Annotated in this window: 21 protein-coding genes and 1 pseudogene; 3 read left to right on the top strand and 19 right to left on the bottom strand. The window is 68.4% G+C overall.

Features of this window, described 5'->3' with window-relative positions; translation table 11 throughout:
- Window positions 1–251 precede the first annotated feature (251 nt).
- A complete protein-coding gene (locus ABH915_RS04615; RefSeq protein ID WP_370118288.1) occupies window positions 252–1,418 on the top strand; it encodes a cytochrome P450 in 1,167 nt (388 codons plus the stop codon).
- A 14-nt stretch (window positions 1,419–1,432) separates the two neighbouring features.
- Here the strand turns inward: ABH915_RS04615 and rox are convergent, their stop codons facing one another.
- From rox to ABH915_RS04520, 19 genes and pseudogenes are all read right to left on the bottom strand, one after another.
- Complete coding sequence (gene rox / locus ABH915_RS04610) at window positions 1,433–2,890, bottom strand: rifampin monooxygenase (RefSeq protein ID WP_370124934.1); 1,458 nt, start codon at window positions 2,888–2,890, stop codon at window positions 1,433–1,435.
- Between the two features lie 78 nt (window positions 2,891–2,968).
- Entirely contained in the window at window positions 2,969–3,433 is a 465-nt protein-coding gene (locus ABH915_RS04605) for a phage tail protein (protein WP_370118285.1), read from the bottom strand.
- A 176-nt stretch (window positions 3,434–3,609) separates the two neighbouring features.
- The gene (locus tag ABH915_RS04600; RefSeq protein ID WP_370118282.1) at window positions 3,610–4,776 is read right to left on the bottom strand and encodes a flagellar hook protein FlgE; all 1,167 of its coding nucleotides are present in this window, start codon (window positions 4,774–4,776) and stop codon (window positions 3,610–3,612) included.
- Window positions 4,777–4,807: 31 nt separating this feature from the next.
- Window positions 4,808–5,242 carry a flagellar hook assembly protein FlgD gene (locus tag ABH915_RS04595; RefSeq protein WP_018775811.1) on the bottom strand — a complete coding sequence of 145 codons (435 nt, stop codon included), beginning with the start codon at window positions 5,240–5,242 and terminating at the stop codon, window positions 4,808–4,810.
- A gap of 18 nt (window positions 5,243–5,260) precedes the next feature.
- On the bottom strand, window positions 5,261–7,279 hold the full coding sequence (locus ABH915_RS04590) for a flagellar hook-length control protein FliK (RefSeq protein WP_370118278.1): 2,019 nt from the start codon (window positions 7,277–7,279) through the stop codon (window positions 5,261–5,263).
- Window positions 7,276–8,019, bottom strand: coding sequence for a C40 family peptidase (locus tag ABH915_RS04585; protein ID WP_370118275.1), 744 nt, complete (start codon window positions 8,017–8,019; stop codon window positions 7,276–7,278). The genes ABH915_RS04590 and ABH915_RS04585 overlap by 4 nt, the downstream gene beginning before the upstream one ends.
- Window positions 8,016–8,450: a flagellar FliJ family protein gene (locus tag ABH915_RS04580; RefSeq protein WP_026538968.1), complete on the bottom strand. Its 435-nt coding sequence runs from the start codon at window positions 8,448–8,450 to the stop codon at window positions 8,016–8,018. Before ABH915_RS04580 ends, ABH915_RS04585 begins: the two co-directional genes overlap by 4 nt.
- Window positions 8,447–9,775, bottom strand: a complete 1,329-nt coding sequence (locus ABH915_RS04575) for a FliI/YscN family ATPase (protein ID WP_370118270.1) — start codon at window positions 9,773–9,775, stop codon at window positions 8,447–8,449. Before ABH915_RS04575 ends, ABH915_RS04580 begins: the two co-directional genes overlap by 4 nt.
- The gene (locus ABH915_RS04570) at window positions 9,772–10,494 is read right to left on the bottom strand and encodes a FliH/SctL family protein (RefSeq protein ID WP_370118267.1); all 723 of its coding nucleotides are present in this window, start codon (window positions 10,492–10,494) and stop codon (window positions 9,772–9,774) included. Before ABH915_RS04570 ends, ABH915_RS04575 begins: the two co-directional genes overlap by 4 nt.
- A complete protein-coding gene (fliG, locus tag ABH915_RS04565) occupies window positions 10,484–11,500 on the bottom strand; it encodes a flagellar motor switch protein FliG (RefSeq protein WP_018775816.1) in 1,017 nt (338 codons plus the stop codon). The genes ABH915_RS04570 and fliG overlap by 11 nt, the downstream gene beginning before the upstream one ends.
- Complete coding sequence (locus ABH915_RS04560) at window positions 11,497–12,240, bottom strand: flagellar M-ring protein FliF C-terminal domain-containing protein (protein ID WP_370118264.1); 744 nt, start codon at window positions 12,238–12,240, stop codon at window positions 11,497–11,499. Before ABH915_RS04560 ends, fliG begins: the two co-directional genes overlap by 4 nt.
- Window positions 12,239–13,102 (bottom strand): annotated as a pseudogene (fliF, locus tag ABH915_RS04555) (flagellar basal-body MS-ring/collar protein FliF); the annotation flags it as partial. The gene ABH915_RS04560 and the pseudogene fliF, both read right to left, overlap by 2 nt.
- Entirely contained in the window at window positions 13,102–13,413 is a 312-nt protein-coding gene (gene fliE / locus ABH915_RS04550; protein ID WP_370118261.1) for a flagellar hook-basal body complex protein FliE, read from the bottom strand. The pseudogene fliF and the gene fliE, both read right to left, overlap by 1 nt.
- Entirely contained in the window at window positions 13,413–13,805 is a 393-nt protein-coding gene (locus ABH915_RS04545; RefSeq protein ID WP_370118258.1) for a flagellar basal body rod protein FlgC, read from the bottom strand. Before ABH915_RS04545 ends, fliE begins: the two co-directional genes overlap by 1 nt.
- Window positions 13,805–14,146 (bottom strand): flagellar basal body rod protein FlgB, encoded by a 342-nt coding sequence (gene flgB / locus ABH915_RS04540; RefSeq protein WP_018775820.1) that lies wholly within the window; start codon window positions 14,144–14,146, stop codon window positions 13,805–13,807. The genes ABH915_RS04545 and flgB overlap by 1 nt, the downstream gene beginning before the upstream one ends.
- A gap of 145 nt (window positions 14,147–14,291) precedes the next feature.
- Entirely contained in the window at window positions 14,292–14,717 is a 426-nt protein-coding gene (locus tag ABH915_RS04535; RefSeq protein ID WP_051533238.1) for a hypothetical protein, read from the bottom strand.
- A complete protein-coding gene (fliS, locus tag ABH915_RS04530) occupies window positions 14,710–15,219 on the bottom strand; it encodes a flagellar export chaperone FliS (RefSeq protein WP_370118253.1) in 510 nt (169 codons plus the stop codon). The genes ABH915_RS04535 and fliS overlap by 8 nt, the downstream gene beginning before the upstream one ends.
- Window positions 15,216–16,544 (bottom strand): flagellar filament capping protein FliD, encoded by a 1,329-nt coding sequence (gene fliD, locus ABH915_RS04525; protein WP_370118250.1) that lies wholly within the window; start codon window positions 16,542–16,544, stop codon window positions 15,216–15,218. Before fliD ends, fliS begins: the two co-directional genes overlap by 4 nt.
- Before the next feature lie 150 nt (window positions 16,545–16,694).
- Window positions 16,695–17,885: a flagellin gene (locus ABH915_RS04520; protein WP_370118247.1), complete on the bottom strand. Its 1,191-nt coding sequence runs from the start codon at window positions 17,883–17,885 to the stop codon at window positions 16,695–16,697.
- 292 nt (window positions 17,886–18,177) lie between these two features.
- Here ABH915_RS04520 and ABH915_RS04515 point away from each other — a divergent pair, with 292 nt between their 5' ends.
- Both ABH915_RS04515 and flgK read left to right on the top strand, forming a co-directional pair.
- The gene (locus tag ABH915_RS04515; RefSeq protein ID WP_018775825.1) at window positions 18,178–18,666 is read left to right on the top strand and encodes a flagellar protein FlgN; all 489 of its coding nucleotides are present in this window, start codon (window positions 18,178–18,180) and stop codon (window positions 18,664–18,666) included.
- Between the two features lie 10 nt (window positions 18,667–18,676).
- The gene (gene flgK / locus ABH915_RS04510; protein ID WP_370118243.1) at window positions 18,677–20,089 is read left to right on the top strand and encodes a flagellar hook-associated protein FlgK; all 1,413 of its coding nucleotides are present in this window, start codon (window positions 18,677–18,679) and stop codon (window positions 20,087–20,089) included.
- The last annotated feature ends 1 nt before the right edge of the window (window position 20,090 follow it).

Below are 20,090 nucleotides of genomic sequence, written 5' to 3'. Positions count from 1 at the left end.
GGCAGGCCGGGCCCCTTCGTTAGGCGCCGTCGTCAGGCGCTGTAGCAGAGTGCCGGTTCCCCGGCGCGGCCGCCGCGGCAAGATTCCCCGTGCCAAGGCCGCCGCCCGGTATTAGGGTGGGAGCTGACGGGGCCACCCGGCCCGCCCCGTTGGACGCCTGCCCTGTTGCAATTTGCCCGGTGCGGTTCGTCCCTTGCAGTTGGTCCAGTGCCAGGAAACGACGGCCGCCCGCCTCATCAGGAAGGCCAGCCATGGCGCCATTTCCGGATTTTGAGCAGCCGTTGAACCCGTTTCCCCGCTACGCAGCCATGCGGGACAGTGAACCCGTTTTCCAGGACCAGGAGACCGGCGTGTGGCACGTGTTCCGCTACGACGACGTGCAGCGGGTCCTGTCCGAGCACGCCACGTTTTCTTCCCGGATCGGCGGGGACAACCCCTCCGAAACGGGCCAGCTCTTCGCCGCCAGCCTGGTCAACACGGACCCGCCGCGGCACCGCCAGCTGCGTTCGCTCGTGACGCAGGCGTTCACGCCGCGGGCAGTCGAAGCGCTCGCCCCGCGCATCTCGGAACTGACCGACGAGTTGCTGGACCCGGTGGTTGCCCGCGGCGCCACCGACCTGATCGAACAGCTCGCCTATCCGCTTCCGGTGATCGTGATCGCCGAGCTCATGGGCATTCCGTCCTCAGACCGGGACCGGTTCAAGCAGTGGTCCGACGTGATCGTGAGCCAAACCCGCCCGGGCGCCGATGAGTCCGTCCACACGGCAGCCAACCGTGAAATGGCGGAGTACTTCATGGGCATGATCGAGGAGCGGCGGCACCGGCCGGGCAATGATCTGATCAGCGCGCTCCTCGCGGCCGAGATCGACGGGCAGAAACTCAGTCCCATCGAGTTGCTGGGATTCTGCAGCCTGCTGCTCGTGGCGGGAAACGAGACCACCACCAACCTGATCGGCAATGCGGTGCTGTGCTTCACCGAATCGCCGGGCACAGCGGAACGCCTCGTCGCCGAGCCGGCCCTGCTCCCGCACGCCATCGAAGAGGTGCTGCGCTACCGCTCCCCCGTCCAGTCCATGTACCGGCTCTCAGCCGTCGACACGACCGTGCGCGGCCGCACCATTCCGGCAGGCTCGCCGATCGTTGCCTGGATCGGCTCGGCGAACCGCGACGGGGAGCAGTTCCCGCGCCCGGACGAGTTCGACGTCGAACGCTCACCCAACCGTCACCTCGCCTTCGGGCTGGGCATCCATTTCTGCCTCGGGGCGCCCCTGGCACGGCTGGAGGCCAGGATCGCGCTGGAGGCCGTGCTCTCACGGCTGCCGGGGCTTGCGGTTGAACCCGACGCGCAGTTGGAGCGGATGGAAAGCATGATCGTCTACGGGGCGAAACAGCTCCCCGTGACCTGGCAGGCTGCCTGACGCCGAGCGCGGCGTCAGGGGCGATCGTGACTGTCGTCAGCGCCCTCGAGGGCGGCCCCGAACCATGTCGGCAGGTGGTGGACCAGGTCCTTCTGGTCCGCGCCGATCCATGCGACGTGGCCGTCCGGTCGGAGCAGGACCGCGGGCGCGTCCAGTTCCCCGCTGACGTCCGCGACGTGGTCGATCCGATCCGCCCATCCTGTGACGGAGAGTTCGCCGGTCTGGTCCAGCAGGAGTCCGCGGCCTTTTCGGGTGAGCTCGTAGAGACGGCCCCGCGACAGAGGGATGTCGCGCAGTCGTCTGCCGAGCAGCTCGGGTCCTTCGCCGAAGTCGTAGCGGATCCCGATCGCGGTGATCTTCTCGGCCAGGAAACGGCTGACGTCCTCGAAGTCCATCAGCTCGGTCAGCAGCCGGCGCACGGCCTGCGGGCCGGGCTCGGTGGACAGCAGCTCGCTCTGGGCGCGGGTGACGGTCAGCACGCTCTCGGCGACCGGGTGACGCTCGGCGTAGTAACTCTCCAGCAGCCCGTCCGGTGCCCACCCGTTGAGCTCGGCGGCGAGCTTCCAGCCGAGGTTGAAGGCGTCCTGGATGCCGAGGTTCAGTCCCTGCCCTCCCAGCGGCGGGTGGACGTGCGCCGCGTCGCCGGCGAGAAGAACCCGGCCCACCCGGTATCGTTCGGCAAGCCGGGTGGCGTCGCTGAAACGGGACAGGGAGCGTGGTGAGTGGACGCCGAAGTCGGTGCCCGTGAACGCCCGCAGCTGCGTCCGGAACTCCTCCAGGGTCGGCGGCACGGAGCGGTCTTCGGCCACGGCCGCCGCGGGCACGACGGCGCGGTACAGGCCGTTTCCGGCGGGGCCGATGCCGAACCCCTTGTGGGTCTTGCGCACCTCGTCCGCTACCTTGGCCAGCTCGTCCGGCGGCGCGGTCACCTCCACCTCGCCCAGGAGCCACTCGGTCGTGGCCGGCTCGCCGGGGAAGCCGATGCCGAGCAGTCTGCGCACCAGGCTGCGTCCGCCGTCGCAGCCGACCAGCCAGCGCGAGCGCAGCCGTGAGCCGTCAGCGAGCTCGACGCTCACCGCGTCCTGGTCCTGTTCGACCCCTGTCACCTCGCAGCCGCGGCGGATCTGGGCGCCGAGCTCCCCGGCGCGCTCGGCCAGCAGGCGATCGGTGACCGGCTGGGGGATGCCAAGGACGTAGCCGTGTGCGGTGTCCAGGTTCGCCGGCGGGGGCTTGTCGATCCCGGCGAAGCGTCCGACGCCGCCGGGATACTGCTGCCCGTGGGCGAGGAACCGGTCCAGCAGCCCGCGCTGGTCCATGATCTCGATGCTGCGCGGGTGCAGGCCGAGCGAGCGGACCGCCTGGCTCGGCTCCGCGTCCCTCTCCAGCACGAGCACGTCCACGTCGTGCAGCCGCAACTCGCTGGCCAGCATCATCCCCGTCGGGCCGCCGCCGCTGATGATCACGTCGAAAATGTGGAACCCCAATCCCAGAAACTCACTTACCGGATTGCCCGGCTGCGCCCCGCCCCTGAAATGCGGGGGTGAGCCCGATCAGTACTCGCCCTTGATCACGAAGTAGGAGCCGCGGATAACGCCCGCCAGCTTCGATTTTTGGCGGGCGAACTTGAAGCGGGGCGCCAATTCCTCCGGAATTTCCATGCCGTCGGCAAGTTTGAACCCGACCGCTCTCTTCCCGCCGCTCTCGATGCTGTACATGACGTTGACCGACAGTCCCGATTCGTAGAAAACGTAGGCCATCCGCAAACCGTCGACTTCGAAGGCGGTCGCTTCCAGCGGGTTGGATCCGATCACGATGTCACGTTCGTCCCGGAGGATCCGGCTCACCCGGTCAACCACGTCAGGAACTTCGCTTGCAGGGCTCATCGTGAAGACGTGGCCGTACTTATTCCGGTAATAGCGGGCCTCGTTGGCGCGCAACCCGGCGAGGGCCTCGGCGACCGGAGACGCTTCCAATCCGACAGTAGAAACGGCCTCGAAGTCAACGACGTACGGCATGTACCCTCCTGGACAGACGTGTTGGGACCAATGCTAACGCGACGACGTGCTGCACGGATGACGGAACGTACGTGCCCTTTTGTGGGTGTGATCCAAGGAGACAGCTCCGGGTCCGGCAATACCTGAAACCCAAAGCTGTCCCCCGAATCCTGAAGGGGCGATCAAGACTTCCCTGATCAGCGCTTGAGCTGGGTCAGTTCCTGGAGGACCTCGTCCGAGGTGGTGATGATGCGGGCGTTGGCCTGGAAGCCACGCTGGGCGACGATCAGGTTGGTGAATTCCTGGGACAGGTCCACGTTCGACATTTCCAGCGAGCCGCCGGTCAGGCTGCCAAGGCCGGGATCGCCCGCAGCACCGAGCTGCACTCCGCCGGAGTTGCCGGTCGCGACGTAAGAGGAGCCGCCGGCCTTCTCCAGGCCGCCCGGGTTGGTGAACTTGGCGAGGGCGATCTTGGCGAGGACCTGCTTGATGCCGTTGCTGAACGACCCGATCAGGGAGCCGTCGCTTCCCAGCGTGTAGGACTCGAGCTTGCCGACGGGGGCACCGTTCTGGCCGCTGATGGTCAGCGAGCTCATGGCGGCGTAGCCGGAGACCTTGGAGACGTCGATGGTGATGCCGTTGACGGTGAAGTTGCCGCCGGCGGTGGGCTTGCCGTTCGTGTAGGTCACGGATCCGGTGGCTGTGGTGCCGTTGTCGTCAGCGGCGATGTTCCAGGTGCTTCCGGCCTTGGTGAAAGTCATTGACACGCTGCGTTCGGTGCCGGCGGCGTCGTAAACCTTGACGAGGCGGTCCAGCTTGGTGCCGTCGGCGGCGTCGCTGGGCAGGTTTCCGTCCAGCGTCACCGTGTCGGTCCTCTTGGCCACCATGGTGTTGGGGTTCAGCGTGATGTCGCCGACGGGGCCACCCGCGTTGATCACACCGTTGGTGGCGGTCCAGCCCTGGAGTATGCCGCCGTCGGGGCTTACCAGCTGGTTGGCCGCGTCCGGGCTGAACGCGCCGGCGCGGGTGAAGAGCTGGCTGCCGCCCTTGCTGGTGACGAAGAAGCCGTCGCCGGAAATCATCAGGTCGGTGGCCCGGCCGGTGCTCTGCGAAGAGCCCTGGGAGAAGTTGGTGGTGACACCGGCAACCCGGACGCCGAGACCGATCTGGGCGGGGTTGCTGCCGCCGGTCTCAGCCTGCGGGCCGGTGGCGCCCTGCTGCAACTGGGACAGGGTGTCCTGGAACTGGGTGGAGGAGGCCTTGAAGCCGGCGGTGTTGACGTTGGCGATGTTGTTGCCGGTGACATCCAGCATGGTCTGGTGGGCGCGGAGGCCCGAGATTCCGGAGTACAGCGAGCGGAGCATGGGAACTGCCTTTCTACGGGTGAAGAAGTGGTTAGGAAGCGGCCGGAGCAGTAAGCCCGGTGATGGAGTCGAGGGGAACGGAAAGATCGCCGATCGTGACGGACGGGACCGATCCCGCATAGCTGACGGAACTGGCGACGCCGGTCCCGGTGGTGCCGTCCGCGAGGGTGTAGCCGACCGAGTGTCCGATCAGCTGGGCCGCCGCCGTCCGCATCTGGAGGGAGAAGCCCTCCTTGCTGTTGGTGGTCAGTTCGGTCATTTTTTCCATCATGGAGAGCTGGAGGGTCTGGCTCATCATCTGGTTGGTGTCCATGGGCGCGCTCGGGTTCTGGTTCTTGAGCTGCGTCACGAGCAGGGACATGAACACGTTGGCATCCATGGTCTGCGAGGGCGTCCGCACGGCAGAAGCCTGGGTGGCCTCCCCCGCCGCTGTTACCGGCTGGGATGCGATCGGCTGAATGGTCATAAGTCGCGTTCCTTCGTGTCAGACAAGAATGTCGAGGGTGGTCTGGGGGCCGTTCAACAGCCTGGCGGTGCGGATGGCCTGATCATCGGCCAGCGCATCCCAGCGGTTTCCGGGCCGCGGCTCGGCCGGCCCGTTCCGGCCGCCCGGGCCGGAGCCGCTGCCGCCGGGGTCCCGGCCGGCGGCGAACTGGCCGCCGGTACCGGCCCGGTCCTGGCCCGTGCCGTGCTGGGCACCGTGCTGTCCGAACCCGGGGCCGCTGTGATCGGAGAGGTCAAGGCTGGCCCCGAATCCGGCGCCGTGGAGTTCCCTGCGGAGTTCGGGCAGGATTCCGCGGACCGCTTCACGTCCCGCCTCCCCCGGGGCGAACAGCTCAATCCGCACGCCCGCGGCGTCGATCTGGGCCCGGACCGTCAGCGGACCGAGATCTTCCGGGCTGACCTTGAGCGTCATGATGTGCTGGCCATGGGGTGCCCCCACGAGGGTGAAAAGCGGTTTGGCCAGTTGGGGCTGGAGGGGTGCCGCGGCTTGGGGTGCCGGCGCGGACACCGGCTGGAACGCCGGCTGGGCAGCAATCTGGGCAGCCGGCTGGGGCACGGCCTGGGCGACGGTTGGCGCCGCCACAGTTTGCTGGACGGGTATTGCGGCGGCCGCAGGGGCTCCGCTTTCCGGATCGGACGGAGCCTGTGCGGCGGTGGGCCCGGGTGCCGCGGCGGGGTCCGCCAGGACGCCGGCGTGCACCGGCGCAGGTGCGGGTGCAGGTGTGGCTGCCGGTGTGGATGCGGTTTCGGGTGCGGTGCCGGGAGACGTGCTGCCGGAGGGTGTGGTGCCGGCCTGGGCGCTGCTGGACGGGGCAGTACCGGGGGCGGGGGTCGGCGCCGACGGCGCTTGTCCGCGCGCGGACGCGGCGACGGCGGCGACGGCGGCGACGCCCGCGTCGTTGAGCGCCGGCGCGGGCACGGCCGCGGCGGTGGCCGCCGGCGAAGCGTCAAGCACGGGACCAAGTCCCTGGGCGGTCTGTGCCGCCGCTGCCCCGCTCGGTGCTGCCGACGCGGCCGACGCTGTGGCGGTGGCCTGCGCCGGCGCTGCCGGGGTTTGCCCTGCCGGTGCAGCCTTGGGCGGTACCGCGGACAGCGGCGCTGCGGCAACTGTAGCCGGTGCGGTGTTCACGGCATTGACGGGCGCAGCCGTCAGGGCAGGATCCTGCCCAGTCCGGCCGGCGGCCGCATTGGACCCGTCGGATGTGTCGGCAAAGGCGTCTGCGCCCGCGGTCTGCGAGGCCACAACGGCGCTCGGCTTACCGTCCGGCATGGTCGCAGCGGGCACGGCGGCCGGAGTGTGGCGCCGCCAGGCGGCCAATCCCGGGGTCGCGACGGCCGGGGCCTGCGCAGCGGCGGCTAGGGTGTGCGCGGCGGCGGCCGGCACTTCGTCGGGAAGAACCGCCGAGGTCGCGGACGCAGTGGCGTCCGGTGCGGCAGTGCGGGAGCCGTCGTTGCTGTCCGCCGCCGGGGCAACGGCAGGTGCCGACTGTCCGGGCAGCGCAGTCTGACCAAGTTGCGCAACCTGGCCAACCTGCCCAAACGAGACAAACTGGGCCGGCGGGAAGTCGGCCGGGGCGAACTGGGCCGGGAGGAATTCGGCCGTGCCGTACTGGGCTGGCTGGAATTCGGCAGGGGCGAACTGGGCCGCAAGGCTGGCGCTGCCGGACGAAACGGCGTCGGTCCCCGGTACGGCCGCGGAAGCAGCATCGGCCGGCGGAGCAGGGGTCGCGGCGGTGCCGGTCTTAGAAGCACTGTCCGTGTCGCCGTCGTGCTGCGGCGTTTCGGCCGCCGCGTCGTCGGGCGCCGGCACGGCCTTCGCGGCGCCGGGCTCTGCCGCGGTGCTGTTGCCTGCTGCACCCTGGACGTCATTGAGGACCGAGTCGAAGGACGCGGCGGCTGTGTTTGCGTTGTCGTTGCCGGGCCGCGGGTCCGCGCCCTGCCGGGCCGCCCGGACCGGCGCCGCCAGCGCGGCCGCAAGCTCCGTCGATGCCGCCTTCATGATGCCGCCCCTGCGGGAACGATGCGCCGGATGGAGGTCAGGTTGGACTGCTGCTCCCAGGCATCGCGGATCTGGACGGTTTTGCCGGGCACGGGCGCGTCGATCGCCTTGCCGTTGCCCAGGTAGATGGAAATGTGGTTGCCGCCGAAGCTCACCAGGAGGTCCCCGGGTTTCGCTTCGGCGAGGGACGCCACCGGGGTGCCCTGGCGCATCTGGTCGCTCACCACACGGGGAAGCTCCACGCCGAGGTCCTTGAAGACCCGCTGGGTGAAGCCGGAGCAGTCCATGCCGGTGGCCGGGTTGGTGCCGCCCCACACGTAGGGAACACCGATGTACTTCTTCGCCACGGCCACCACGTCATTGCCCGTCGCTGACCCACCGGTGTGTACGGATCCGGCTGCCTGGGCGCCGGTCAGCGCCGCGGTCCCGGCCGCCGCAGCGCTACCCAGTCCCGATGTGCCGCCAAGACCCAATGAGGTGCCCAGAGAGGCGCCCAGAGAGGCGCCCAGGCCGAGGCTGTCCGTGAGGGAGGCGGTGTCCGTTGCGCCGCTGCCGCCCAGTGCCGCGGCCAGTGCCTGGGTGAACGTGGCGGAGTCGCCGGTGCCGGTTGCGGTCGCGAGCGAGGCCGCAGCCGCAGCCTTGGCCGCGGCGGCGCTGGTTTCGGTGGCCGCGGGCCGGCTCAATTCCGCGATCATCGACTGGATGCCCTGCATCCGGCCGATCGCCTCGGTCATGCTCATGGCTTCACCTGCTGCTCATCGCGGTGCCAGAGCGTCGAGGCAATCTCGTCCAGGGCCGACTGTTCGGCGCGCAGGTCCGCGGAGTTGACCTCGGCGTCGTGCCGGGCTTGCAGTTTTTCCAGGCCCACGGACCGCGTGCGGGCAGCGATGAACTCGGCGCGGGCGTTGGCTTCGTCGGCCTCGGCCAGGTGGGTGAGGTTTTGCAGGTCCGCGAGCATGCTGTGCGCGGACGACCGGGCCGCGGCGACGGCGCGCAGGGAGGCCGAGCTGGAGATGGGGTCATCCGTGGCGGCAAGTTCGCGGCGGGCGGCGGCTTCGCGGACCCGGACGGAGCTGGAACGTGAGCGGGCGCGCGCCAGCCCGGTTGCCGCCTGGTCCTGCTGGAGCTGGCGAAGGCGCAGGAGGCCGGCCAGTGAGAATTCGCGGTTCATGCTGCTGCTCCCAGGATCGAAGTGAGGTGGCCGAGCCGTTGCCAGGACTCGGGGTGGGCCGTGGATTCGTCCATCGGCTGCTGGAGGAATCCGCTGACGGCGTGCTCGTGGTTCAGCGCTGCGTCCACCAGCGGGTTGGTCCCGGCCTGGTAGGCGCCGACGTCGATCAGGTCCTGTGCCGCCTTGCGAGCCGCGAGGACCCGGCGGAGTGTGGCGGCGGCGTCGAGGTGCGGCCGGGAATTGACCTTGCTGGCCACCCGGGACACGGATCCGAGCACGTCCACGGACGGGAAGTGCCCGGTGACGGCGAGTTTGCGGTCCAGCACCACGTGGCCGTCCAGGATGGAACGGGCGGCGTCGGCGATGGGCTCGTTGTGGTCATCGCCGTCCACCAGCACGGTGTAAATGCCGGTGACGGAGCCGGTTTCGGCCGTGCCGGCGCGCTCCAGCAGCCGCGCCAGGATGGAAAAGGTCGACGGCGGGTAGCCGCGGGTGGCAGGGGGCTCGCCGGCCGAGAGGCCAATCTCGCGCTGCGCCATGGCCACCCGGGTCAGGGAGTCCATCATGAGGACCACATCCTGGCCCTGGTCGCGGAAGGACTCGGCGATGCGGGTGGCGGTGAAGGCTGCGCGCATGCGCATGAGGGCGGGTTCGTCGGAGGTGGCGACCACCACCACGGAGCGGGCCAGGCCGGCGGCGCCGAGGTCGTCTTCGAGGAACTCGCGGACTTCGCGGCCGCGTTCGCCAACGAGGGCGATCACCGAGACCTCGGCGTCGGTACCGCGGGCAATCATCGAGAGCAGGGAGGATTTGCCGACCCCGGAGCCGGCAAACAGGCCCATGCGCTGGCCCTTCCCGAGCGTGGTCATGGTGTCCAGGACGCGCACGCCGGTCTGCAGCGCGGTGTCGATGCGGGCGCGTTTCATGGCGTTCGGTGCCTCGTTGTCGATCGGCACGCGCGGCCCGCTGAGCAGCGGACCCTTGCCGTCGATCGGGCGTCCCAGGCCGTCCAGGACCCGGCCAAACAGGCCCTGCCCGGTGGGAACCAATACCGCGCTGCCTTTGGCGCGAACCGGGTCACCGGCAGCCACGCCGGCCAGCCGGCCCAGCGGCATGCAGCGCACGGAGCCGTCCAGCGCCGCGACGACTTCGGCGTCGAGGCCCGGGTTCTCTCCCACGGTCACGAGGTCACCCAGGGCGCAGTCCAGACCCGACACTTCCAGGCCCAGCCCGATGACCGAGGTGACGACGCCGACCCGTTGCGGGGCGGCCGCGGCCAGCGCGGCGGCATAGTCGGCGCCCGTGGGCCGCCACTCGGCGATCATGCCTGGCCCCGGTAGGCGCCGGCGTCGAATTCTGCGTGGCCGGACTCTCCCAGCACTGTGTCTCCCAACACTGTGTCTCCCAACAAGGCGTCTCCCGGCAGGGCTTCTGCCGACGCTGCCTCTCCCAGCAGCGCCGCGCGGGCACGCCCCAGGGCTGTGCGGAGGCTGGCGTCGAACCAGCCCTGCTGGTATTCGACCTTCGCGTCGCCGCGGCCGAGGGAGGGGTCCGCGATGAGCGGCAGACCGGCGGGCAGTTCCTGGCCTTCCCGGCTGAGGACGTCAATGTCCGCCGGGTGCAGCCGGATTGCCAGCACCGTGGCGGAGTCATTCCCGGAGAGGGCGCGGGCCAGGGCGGCCCGGGCGGTCCGGGTGCCTTCGGACAGTTCGTAGCCGAGGATGGCCTCGGCCAGTTCCAGCGCCGTGCGGGCCAGGATTTCTTCGGCATCCTGCAGCGCCTGCACGTTGCGGTGCGCAAAGTCTGTCCTGGCGACGGCGAGGGCGCGCACGGCACGGTCCAGGTCCTGCTGTCCGGCGGCCAGGGACGCAGCCTGTTCGGCGGACATCCGGTCCCGCCAACGGCGCTGTTCCTTCGCGGCGGCGCGCACCCCGGCGGCGTAGCCCGCGGCGTGGCCTTCGGTGTAGCCAGCCTGCTCGGCGGCCGGGCCGTTGGCCCGCAGCGACGGGAAGACGACGCGCGCCGGGGCGTTGTCAGTAGACATAGTCTTCTTCGTCCCCGCGCTGGATGGTGATCTGGCCTTCGGCCTCGAGTTCGCGGATGGACCGGACGACGGCGGCACGGGCCTCTTCGATCTGCGAGGCCCGCAGCGGTCCCAGGGCGGCGATCTCGGATTCGAGGATTTCCAGGTTGCGCCCGGAGACGTTCGTGGTGATGGTTTCCAGGACCGGCTCGGAGGCGCCCTTCATCGCCATCGCCAGGACGGCCGCGTCGAGTCCGCGCAGCACCAGCTGCACGTCGCGGCGTTCCAGCTTCACGATGTCGTCGAACGTCACCATCTGGGCCCGGATCTCCACCGCGAGGTCGGGATCGAGCAGGTCCAGGCCGTCCAGCACGGATCGTTCCGTGCCGGCGTCGGTCCGGTTGATGATCTCCAGCAGCGGCTGGATGCCGCCCACCACCTTCGAGGCCTGCTGGGATACGGCGGCGCCGCCGCGGAGTTTGAGGGTGTCGGCGACAATCCCGATCGCCTCAGGCGCGCCGGATCCCATGGTGGCGATGCTGAGGGCGACGTCGGCCCGCAGCGAGCCGGGCAGCCCGGACATCACGGCCGAGGCCTTGCGCGGGCTGAGGTGGGCGAGGACCAGGGCGATGGTCTGCGGCAGTTCGCCGTCGATCAGGGCCAGGATCTGCACGGGTTCGATGTCCTCGAGGAACTCGAAGGACTTGCCGGCCATGTTGACGGTCAGGCGGTTGATGAGCCCGGCGGCCTTCTCCGAGCCGAAGGAGGCCTCCAGCAGGCCCTCGGCGAGTTCCCGCCCGCCCCGGGCCTGGCGCGTGGTTGTCAGCGCGGCCTGGTGGAAGTCCTTCATGATCTGCTCGGTGACGTCCGAGTCCACTTTCCGGAGCTTGACGATCTCGCCGGCAATCTCCTCCGCCTCGGTGTCCGTGAGCTGGGCCATGACCTTGGCGGCGTTCTCGGGGCTCATCTGCATCAGGACGACGGCGGCGCGCTGGGTGCCGGTCAGGGGCGTATCGGTTGCTTTCATGCCGGTTGCCTGTCATCCATGAGGCTGCGCAGGTAGTCGGCGGCCCGTTCCGGGTTGGCGGCGACCATGTTGTCGATTTCAAACCGGCGGCGCTCGGATTCCAGCTGCTCGGTGCTCGGGCCCGGAAGCGGGGGCAGGGCGGTGATCGGGATCGCCGACGTCGCCGGCGGAAGGGCCACCACGGGCGGGGCCACCGGCATGATCTCCAGGTCCAGGCGTTCGCCGAGGTCCACGGGCTCGCGCTTCTGGCGGCGCCGCAGGATGATGGTGACCACCAGGGCCAGGATCAGCAGGCCGAGCAGGATGCTGCCTGCGGTGACGAGGGTTCCGAAGAACGCGGCCTGCTTTTCGGCTTCGGCGTTGGCCTGGGCCTCGGCGAGCGCCTTGGCGGCGTCGTCGGCGGCGGCGGTGCTGAACGGCACAACCTCGACCGTGACCACATCGCCGCGCGCGGTGTCGGCCCCGGCGGCGGAGGTGACGAGGTTCTTCAGCGAGGCCAGGTTCAGGCCGCCGGCGGCAGCCTGGCTGACGGCCACCGAAATGGTCTGCCGCTTGATGGCACCGGCCGGGATGACCCGGTCCTCGGTGACCTTGTTGACCGCGTTGTTCTTGGTCTCGGTGGAGGAATCGAAGTTGCCGTTGCCGCTCGTGCCGCCGGGAACAGCGATGTTGTCCGGGGCCGAGGACGCCCGCGGCGCCTCCCCCGGTTCCGGTGTAGGTCTCGGTCTTGGACGATTCACTGAGCGGCAGGGCACCCTCGGCGTTGGAGAAGGTCTCGCTCTTCTGCTGGGCCGATTCGCCCGTCACGTCGGCGGCAACGGCGACCGTGGAGTTGCCCGGACCCACCACACGGTCCATGACGGCCCGGACGGCGTCGGAGGTCCGCTGCTGGTAGTCGCTGGCCTGCTTGGTGGACGATCCCGCGGTCCCGCCGCCGACGGTGGAGAGCACGTTGCCCTGGGAATCGACCACGGAGACGTTGGAGGGCTTGAGGTTTTCGATGGCGGCGGAGGTCAGGTGGACGATTGCCTGCACCCTGTCGCTGGACAGGGTGGCGCCGGCGTCGGTCTCGATGAACACCGAGGCGGTGGTGTCCGGGGCCTTGGACACAAACACTGTCTTCTCGGGGATGGCGAGCCGGACGGCGGCGGTCTTCACGCCGTCCATGGCGGAGATGGTGCTGGCAAGTTCGCCTTCGAGGGCGCGCTTGTAGGTGACGGACTGCTGGAACTCCGAGGACGTCACGCCCATCTTGTCCAGCAGGGAGTACCCGGTGGCGGCGGCAGTCGGCAGGCCCGCGGCCGCTGCCTTGAGGCGCTCGTCGTAGACCTTGTCCTGCGGCACCAGAATGGTGGATCCGCCGTCGCTGAGCTCGTACGGAACGTTGTCCTTGCGGAGCTGTTCGACGATGCCGTTGGCGTCGGTGGTCTGGAGGCCGGAGAACAGCGGGGTCAGCACGGGGCGGGTAAGCCAGGCGGACAGGGCCACAATGCCCACCACCAGCAGGGCGGCGCCAATCACGGCGATGGTGCGCTGGCCGGCGGTGAAGCTCTTCAAGCCCGCGCCGAAGCGCTGGAAGAAAGCGGTAATCTGCGGAGGCATCAGGCCTGCATCCTCATGATCTCGTTGAACGCGTCAACGCCCTTGTTGCGCACGGTGGCCATGAGCTCGAGCGTCACCTGGGCGCGGGTCGCGGCAAGCGTGGCGTTGTGGATGTCATCCAGGTTGCCGGTCACGGCGGAGACAGCCAGCTGGTTCGACGTCGACTGCAGCTGCTGGAGGTTATCCACCGCGCCGGTGAGGGAAGCGGCAAAGGCGGAGCCGTCAGTGCCGGCAACGGGGGCCGCTCCGGCGCCTGTCACATAGTTTGTCGGCAGGACGCCCTGGACGGGTGCGAGGGGGGCGACAGTCATTAGGAGCGTCCAATCTCAAGGGCGGCCATGTAGGTCTCGCGGGCGCGATCCACCACCTGCGCGTTGGCCTGGTAGCCGCGCTGGGCAATGATGAGCGCACCCATCTGTTCGGCCATGTCGATGTCCGGGTACTTCACGTTGCCGTTGGCGTCCGCCAGCGGGTGGTCCGGCTGGTAGACGATCCTGCCCTCGGCGTTGCCGAGCTGGGTGCTCTTGACGTACACGCCCGAGCCCTGCGAGCCCTCTGCGGCCTCAACATACCGGGCCTGGAAGGCGGGGCCGGAGGTGGCGGAGGCGTTGTTCATGTTGGCGAGGTTGTCCGAGACGGCATCGAGCCACTTGCGGTGGACGGTGAGGGCGGAGCCGGCGATGCCGATTGCGTCGAAGGTCATCAGCTGGTCCTCAGGGCGGAGCGCACGGCGGTGAATTCGGTGTTGACGGCGCGGGCAGCGAACTGGAACCGCAGCACGGTGTCGATGTTGGACAGGGTCTCGGTGTCCAGGTTGACGTTGTTGCCGTTCAGCTGGGTGGGCTCCAGGGATTCCGCCGTGGTTGCCTGGACGCGGCCGCTCCCGGACTGCACCGACGCAGCGAGGGCGTCCTCGAAGCTGACCCGCTTCGCGTGGTAATTCGGCGTGTTGACGTTCGCGATGTTGTTCGCGATGGTCCGCTGGCGCAGTGCCAGCCCGTCCATGGCGCTGGCCAGGGCGGCGGAAGTCACGGATTCGAGCACAGAGTCCTGCCTGGGAAAGGTGGGGGTGGCCGATCCGTGGCCGGTAATCGAGCGATCCGTGCTCTTACAGTGGTTATCGGCACTGCTCAGCGCCGCGTTAGGTGAAATCAGGAGAGGATTTCAGATGTTTTGGAACCCGGGATTCCTAGCCGTTGACATCCAGGTACAGGGCCCCGGCGGACTCCCCCACACCGGGCACGGACGAGACCGCCTGCAGCTGCCGGGCGACGCCCAGCCGCGCCTCTTCCAGCCGGAGGGCAACGCGTTCCTGGGCCGCTGCCAGGGCGACGGCGCGGCGCCGGGCGGTCGCGGGCAACGGCCCGGTCATCGACGGCGGAGACCAGCGCTTTTCCGGCCGGGGTTCCGCCACCGATCCCGCGGGCGCGGACAGCGGGCCCAGCGGATCTTTCAGGGTCCGCTCGGCGGCCTGCACCGCCATTTCAAGTACATCCAGGACGGCCATCCAAGCTGCCAGGGTGGTGTCTTCAGGGATCTTGCCGGGAAGGGATGAAGCGGCGTCGTTGGATCCGGCTCCCCCTAGGCCGATATCCGAGTATGCCTGTTCAGCCAAAGCCGAGACTCCCGCCGCCTGTTCCGGGCCCGGCGTTCCAGGCCCCTGCTGCCGGGAAACCGGCTGGAGCTGCGGCGGGAAACGCCGCGGGGGTTGCGGGCACGGGTGCCGCGGCAGCGGCCTCGTGCCAGGTCTGCCGCAGGGGCTCCAAGAGTTCGATCGCTTCCCGGGTCAGGGCCGCGTCCCGCTGGATGTTCGCGTTGATCAGTGCCGTGGAGACGTAGTTGTAGACCCCCAGCAGCCCGCTGGCGCCGTCCCATGCGTCGACCTTGAGGGAGGAGGACAGCTCGGACACGATGGCCTGGGCGTGCAGCAGGTTTTCCGATGCGGTGGCCCAGTCGGCAGCGTGCTGCGCCGTTTCCGCCCGGCCCAAGTCCAGCAGGAGCCGGTCGTAGAGCATGGTGAGCAGGCGTGCCGGCGGAGCCGACAGGACCGAGTCCGCGAGGTACTGGTTCCGCTGGCCGGCACTGCCGTATCCGCCGCCGAAGGAGGTCAGAGTCATGATGAAGAGCTTCCTGAAGAGAGTCCTGCGAGTTGGGAGGACAGCCAGGACGACTGCGCTTTCATGCCGCTGAGAGCGACCTCCAGCGCGGAGTAGGTCCGCTGCAGGGTGGTCCGGCGCATCTCCAGGCGGTCGTCCCAGTCGGCGATCTGCTCGGTGTAGTCCTTCGCGGCGGTCTGCTGTCCCTTGATCTTGGTGCTGAGCAGTCCAGTGGCGGGATCGGAGGCCTGCCTGGCAGCGTCCGCCACGCGACCGGCAATGGTGGCCACGGCCGCCATCGTTCCGGCCGGGTCCTTCGCCAAGGCATCGCCGAACTTGGTGGCGTCGAATTCCATCGACCCGGTCTTGGTGACGCTGATGCCAAGCTCAGACGGCGACTTTCCGTTCAACGGCTGGGACGCCGCGGCGAGGATCGCGGCGTTGACATTGCGGATGGTGCTGTCTCCGGTGAACACGCCGCCTGAGGTGACGGGGTTGCCGGCGGCGTCGGTGCTGCTGACCACGGCGCTCTTGGTGCCGATCTGTGCCAGGACTGCGTTGACGGAGCTGACCAGATCAGAGGCGGCCTTGCTGATCTGGGCGTTGTCACGGGCAACTGTGACCCGTGTCGGAGTGGTAGAGACCTCGGAGACGGTGATCGAGACCCCGCTGAGGACATCCGCGAAGGTGTTGGTGGCGGAGCTGAGCGTCGCTTCGGCAGCTGTTCCCGCCCACAGCTTGATCTGCGCGTCCTGCGCAGGCTGCACTTTGGTCAGGCCGGCGGTGCCGTCCGGATCGGCGATGCTGAACCCGCCGGCGACGCCGGTCTTGGACGAGGCAAACTGCAGTCTGTACTCGCCGCCGCCCACGGAAACTTTCGATGCGACAATGCCGGCGCCGGAGAGGTTCACGGCGGAAACGACGTCGTCCAGGGAGGAGGTGAGCGGGGTGACTGTGATGGCCTGGCCGCCTTCACCGGTGACCGTCATTGTGGTGTAAGGCCACGCGGCGAGGTTCTTGCTGACGGAGACCTGCGTCTGGGCCAGCTGCGAGACCGTGAAATCAACCGCACCGGGTTTCGCCCCGGTACCGACCGTGGTGGTGACTTTGGCGGAGCTGCTCGAGGCGGAATACAGTTCCAGGCTCTTGGGGTCGGAGAGCTTGCCGGCTTTGGTTGCGAGGTCCGCGACGGCGGTATTGAGTCCTTGCAGGGCCGAGATGCGGGTTTGGACAGTTGCGGCCTTGTTCTTGATGAGGCTTTGCGGGATTGCTTCCACGGCCATGAGGGAATTGATCAGGGCTGTGGTGTCCAAACCGCTGGAAAGTCCGTCAATAGAAAGTCCCATGCCTACAACTCCTTAGAACAATGGCTGGCTGAATCAGTAATGGCTGGTGGTACTGCACAGCGCCCGGGGAGAAGAATTCTCTCCCCGGGCGCCACGTGCAGTCTGAACTACCTAGCGGAAGTCACCGGAGTGATCGCTTCCCGCAGGGGTTTAGCGCAGGAGCTGCAGTACACCCTGGTTGGACTGGTTTGCCTGGGCCAGCATTGCGGTGCCGGCCTGGGACAGGATGTTGTTGCGGGTGAACTTGACCATTTCCTCAGCCATGTCCGTGTCGCGGATACGGGAGTTGGAAGCCGTCAGGTTTTCCTTGGCCACGTTGATGGTCTGTACGGCGGACTCGAGGCGGTTCTGGGTGGCACCCAGGTCTGCACGAGCCGTCGAAACGGACTTGATCTGGGCATCGATCAGGGTGATGGAAGCCTGCGCGTTGGCCGCGCTGTCGAACTTCAGACCACCGGTAAGGGCGGTGCCGGTGGAGCCACCCGTCGCCAGACCCGCTGCCGGTGCCGCCGTCGTGGAGACGGTGCCGCCGTCCAGGGCGGTGACGACGATGCCGGTGCCCGCACCGTTGGCGTCCTTGGTCACTGCAACGGTGAAGTTGGCAGCGAAGTTGGCGTCACTGCGCAGGGCGCCGGCGTACTCTTCCACACTCTGGAAGCTAGCGGCGGATCCGTCGGCAGTATCGGCGAGCACCGCGGTGGTGACCGTGGTCTTCACGCCGGCCGCAGTGGTGCTCTCGAACGTTGCAGCAGCCGTGGTCAGCGAACCGACTGTAGCGGCGAAGGAGGAGCCCGTGGTGGTCAGGCTTCCGCCCGCGAGCGCGTTGGCGATGGTCTTGACGTTGGCGCCGCCGAGGTTGACGTCGATCTGGCTGTTGGCGTCCGAGTTGGCGCCAACCTGCAGGGACATCTTCGCCTTGGAGCCGTCCAGCAACTGTGCGCCGTTGAAGTTCGTCGAACCGGCGATGCGGTCCAGTTCCTTCACGAGGCTGTCAGCTTCGGTTTTGATGGCACCGCGGGACTCGGAGCTGTTGGTGTCGTTCGCGGCCTGGACACTCAGGTCGCGGAGGCGCTGCAGGATGGAGTGTGCCTGGTTCAGGCCGCCTTCGGCGGTCTGGACTGCACCGATGCCGTCCTGGGCGTTGCGAGCGGCGACCGTGAGGCCACCGATCTGGGACTTCAGGCCCTCGGAGATTGCCAGGCCGGCCGCGTCGTCACCGGCGCGGTTGATGCGCAGGCCGCTGGAAAGCTTTTCCAGCGACTTGGACAGGTCGGTCTGGGTGTTGCTGAGGCTGCGGTAAGCGTTGTTCGCAGCCATGTTGGTGTTGATCTGCATTCCCATGATGTTTCCTCCATGATTGGGACGATGTGCGATGGCCCATCCGTGGGCCTTCAGGAGTAGTTATCGCCATTTGGCCAGCACGCGTAAGGAAGATTCCAAAAAGAGTTTCCAGTTCAACGCCGGGCCACTCCTGACTGTTATCAGCCTTATTGCCGCTAACGAATCCCGCGCCCCTGCCGATAGTTTCTACGAACCCTGCTGGAGGCTGAATCGTCCGCACGATGAAATCGACGCCCCGGCACCACCGCACCAGCCATTCGCACCATTCACAGATGAGGGAGCCGTCCGGACCATGGCCATCCACGAACTTTCAGCCCTGCTGTGGCGGGAGCGTGAACTCCTGGACGTTCTCACCTTCAAGCTGGAGGAAGAGCAGTTGCTGCTCACCGCCGGGAAATCCCGCTGGCTGCCCCACGGCACCAAGGAAGTCGAGCAGGTCCTGGAACACCTCTCCAAGGCGAGCCTGGCCCGCACCATCGAAGCCGCCGTTGTGGCCGAAACCTGGGGGCTGCCCACTGACGCGTCCCTCGGCGAACTCGCCGCTGCCGCGCCGGAAGGCGCCTGGTCCGAGATCCTCACGGCTCATCTGACGGCATTGACCCACCAAACGACACTGATCAAGGAACTGCGCGACTCCAACGAGCAGTATCTGCGCACCGCAGTCCGTTCCACCCAGGAATCCCTCGCCGATCTGCGGCCCACCGCTGCGGCCGGCACCTATGACGCCCAGGGTAAGACCGGGGAAACTGCAGCCTCGCGTATTTTCGACAAGCAATTCTAAGGAAGCGACCATGAGTACCTTCGGCGCCCTGAACACCGCCTACCGTGGCTTGACCGCCGCCCAGCAGGGCATGAACGTGGCCGGGCAGAACATTGCCAACGCCGCCACCGAGGGTTACACCCGGCAGCGCGTTCAGCAGTCGTCAATCGCGGCTCCCGCGCAGGGCCTGTTCGGCTCGGGCCGCCCCGAGGCCGGGAACGGCGTCTCCGTGGACGGCATCGCACGCTTGGGCAGCAGCTTCCTTGACTCGGGCGTCCGATCGACGGCGGCCCAGTCCGGCTACGCCAGCGCCCGGTCCTCGGCGCTCCAGGGGATCGAAGGCATGCTGCAGGAACCCGGCGAAAACGGCATCTCCACCGCGCTCCAGGGCTTCTGGTCGGCCTGGCAAGGCGCCGCCAACCAGCCCAACGACTCCGCCGCCAAGGGACTGGTCCTGCAGGCCGGCAACGACCTCGCCACCAAGGTCTCCTCTTCCTACCGCTCCCTTGAGGACCAGTGGAGCAGCGTCCGTGGCCAGGCCCAGGGCGCCGTAGACGCCGTCAATGCCGCCGCCACGCAGGTGGCCGCCTTCAACACCAGCATCCGCTCAACCCTCGCCGCAGGAGGATCCGCCAACGAGCTGATCGACGCCCGGGCCAAGCTCACCGAGACCATCTCCCGGCTGACCGGCGGCACCGTCAGGGAACAGGCCGACGGCACTGTGGATGTCCACGTCGGCGGAAACGCCCTCGTGATGGGCAGCTCCGTCCGGGCCCTCGCCCTCTCCGGAAGCCAGACGTCGGACAAGCTCGGCACCGCCGTGCAGCTTGAGTGGGCGGACCGGCCGGGCGCGGCAATCGCCGTCGCCGACGGCGAGATCGCCGGCGCGTTGTCCGTCCTGGCCCCTGCAGCGAACGGCGGTGCCATCGATTCGGCCGCGCAGTCACTGAACAAGTTCGCCGGCGACCTGCGGGACGCGGTCAACGCCCTTCACTTCGGCGGACGGACCTCAGACGGTACTTCATCGGGCAACTTTTTCGACCCGGCGGCCGCGGGCCCTGCTGCCCTCGCCCTGGCCGTTGTGCCCAAGGCCGCCGCGGAAGTCGCGGTCGGCGTGGCGGGTGCGGGGAACCTGGACGGCAGCCTCGCCGACAAGATCTCACAGCTTGGCACTGGGCCGGGGTCTCCGGACAGCGCCTGGGCAAACATCGTCACCGGGATCGGTGTGCAGTCCCGCGGCGCCCAGCAGCATGAAGCGTTGAGCTTGGCAGCGGAGATCTCCGCGCAGTCCAACCGCGCCTCGCAGGCGTCCGTCAGCCTGGACGAGGAAAACGTCAGCCTGCTCACCAACCAGCACGCGTACCAGGCCGCGGCCCGCGTCATGACGGCTGTGGATGAAGCCCTGGACGTCCTGATCAACCGCACCGGACTGGTAGGAAGGTAGA

Source organism: Arthrobacter sp. MW3 TE3886 (assembly GCF_041262145.1).
GTDB lineage: Bacteria > Actinomycetota > Actinomycetes > Actinomycetales > Micrococcaceae > Arthrobacter.
The sequence above is the reverse complement of the archived record's forward strand: the minus strand, read 5'-3'. Positions and strand labels throughout refer to the sequence as shown.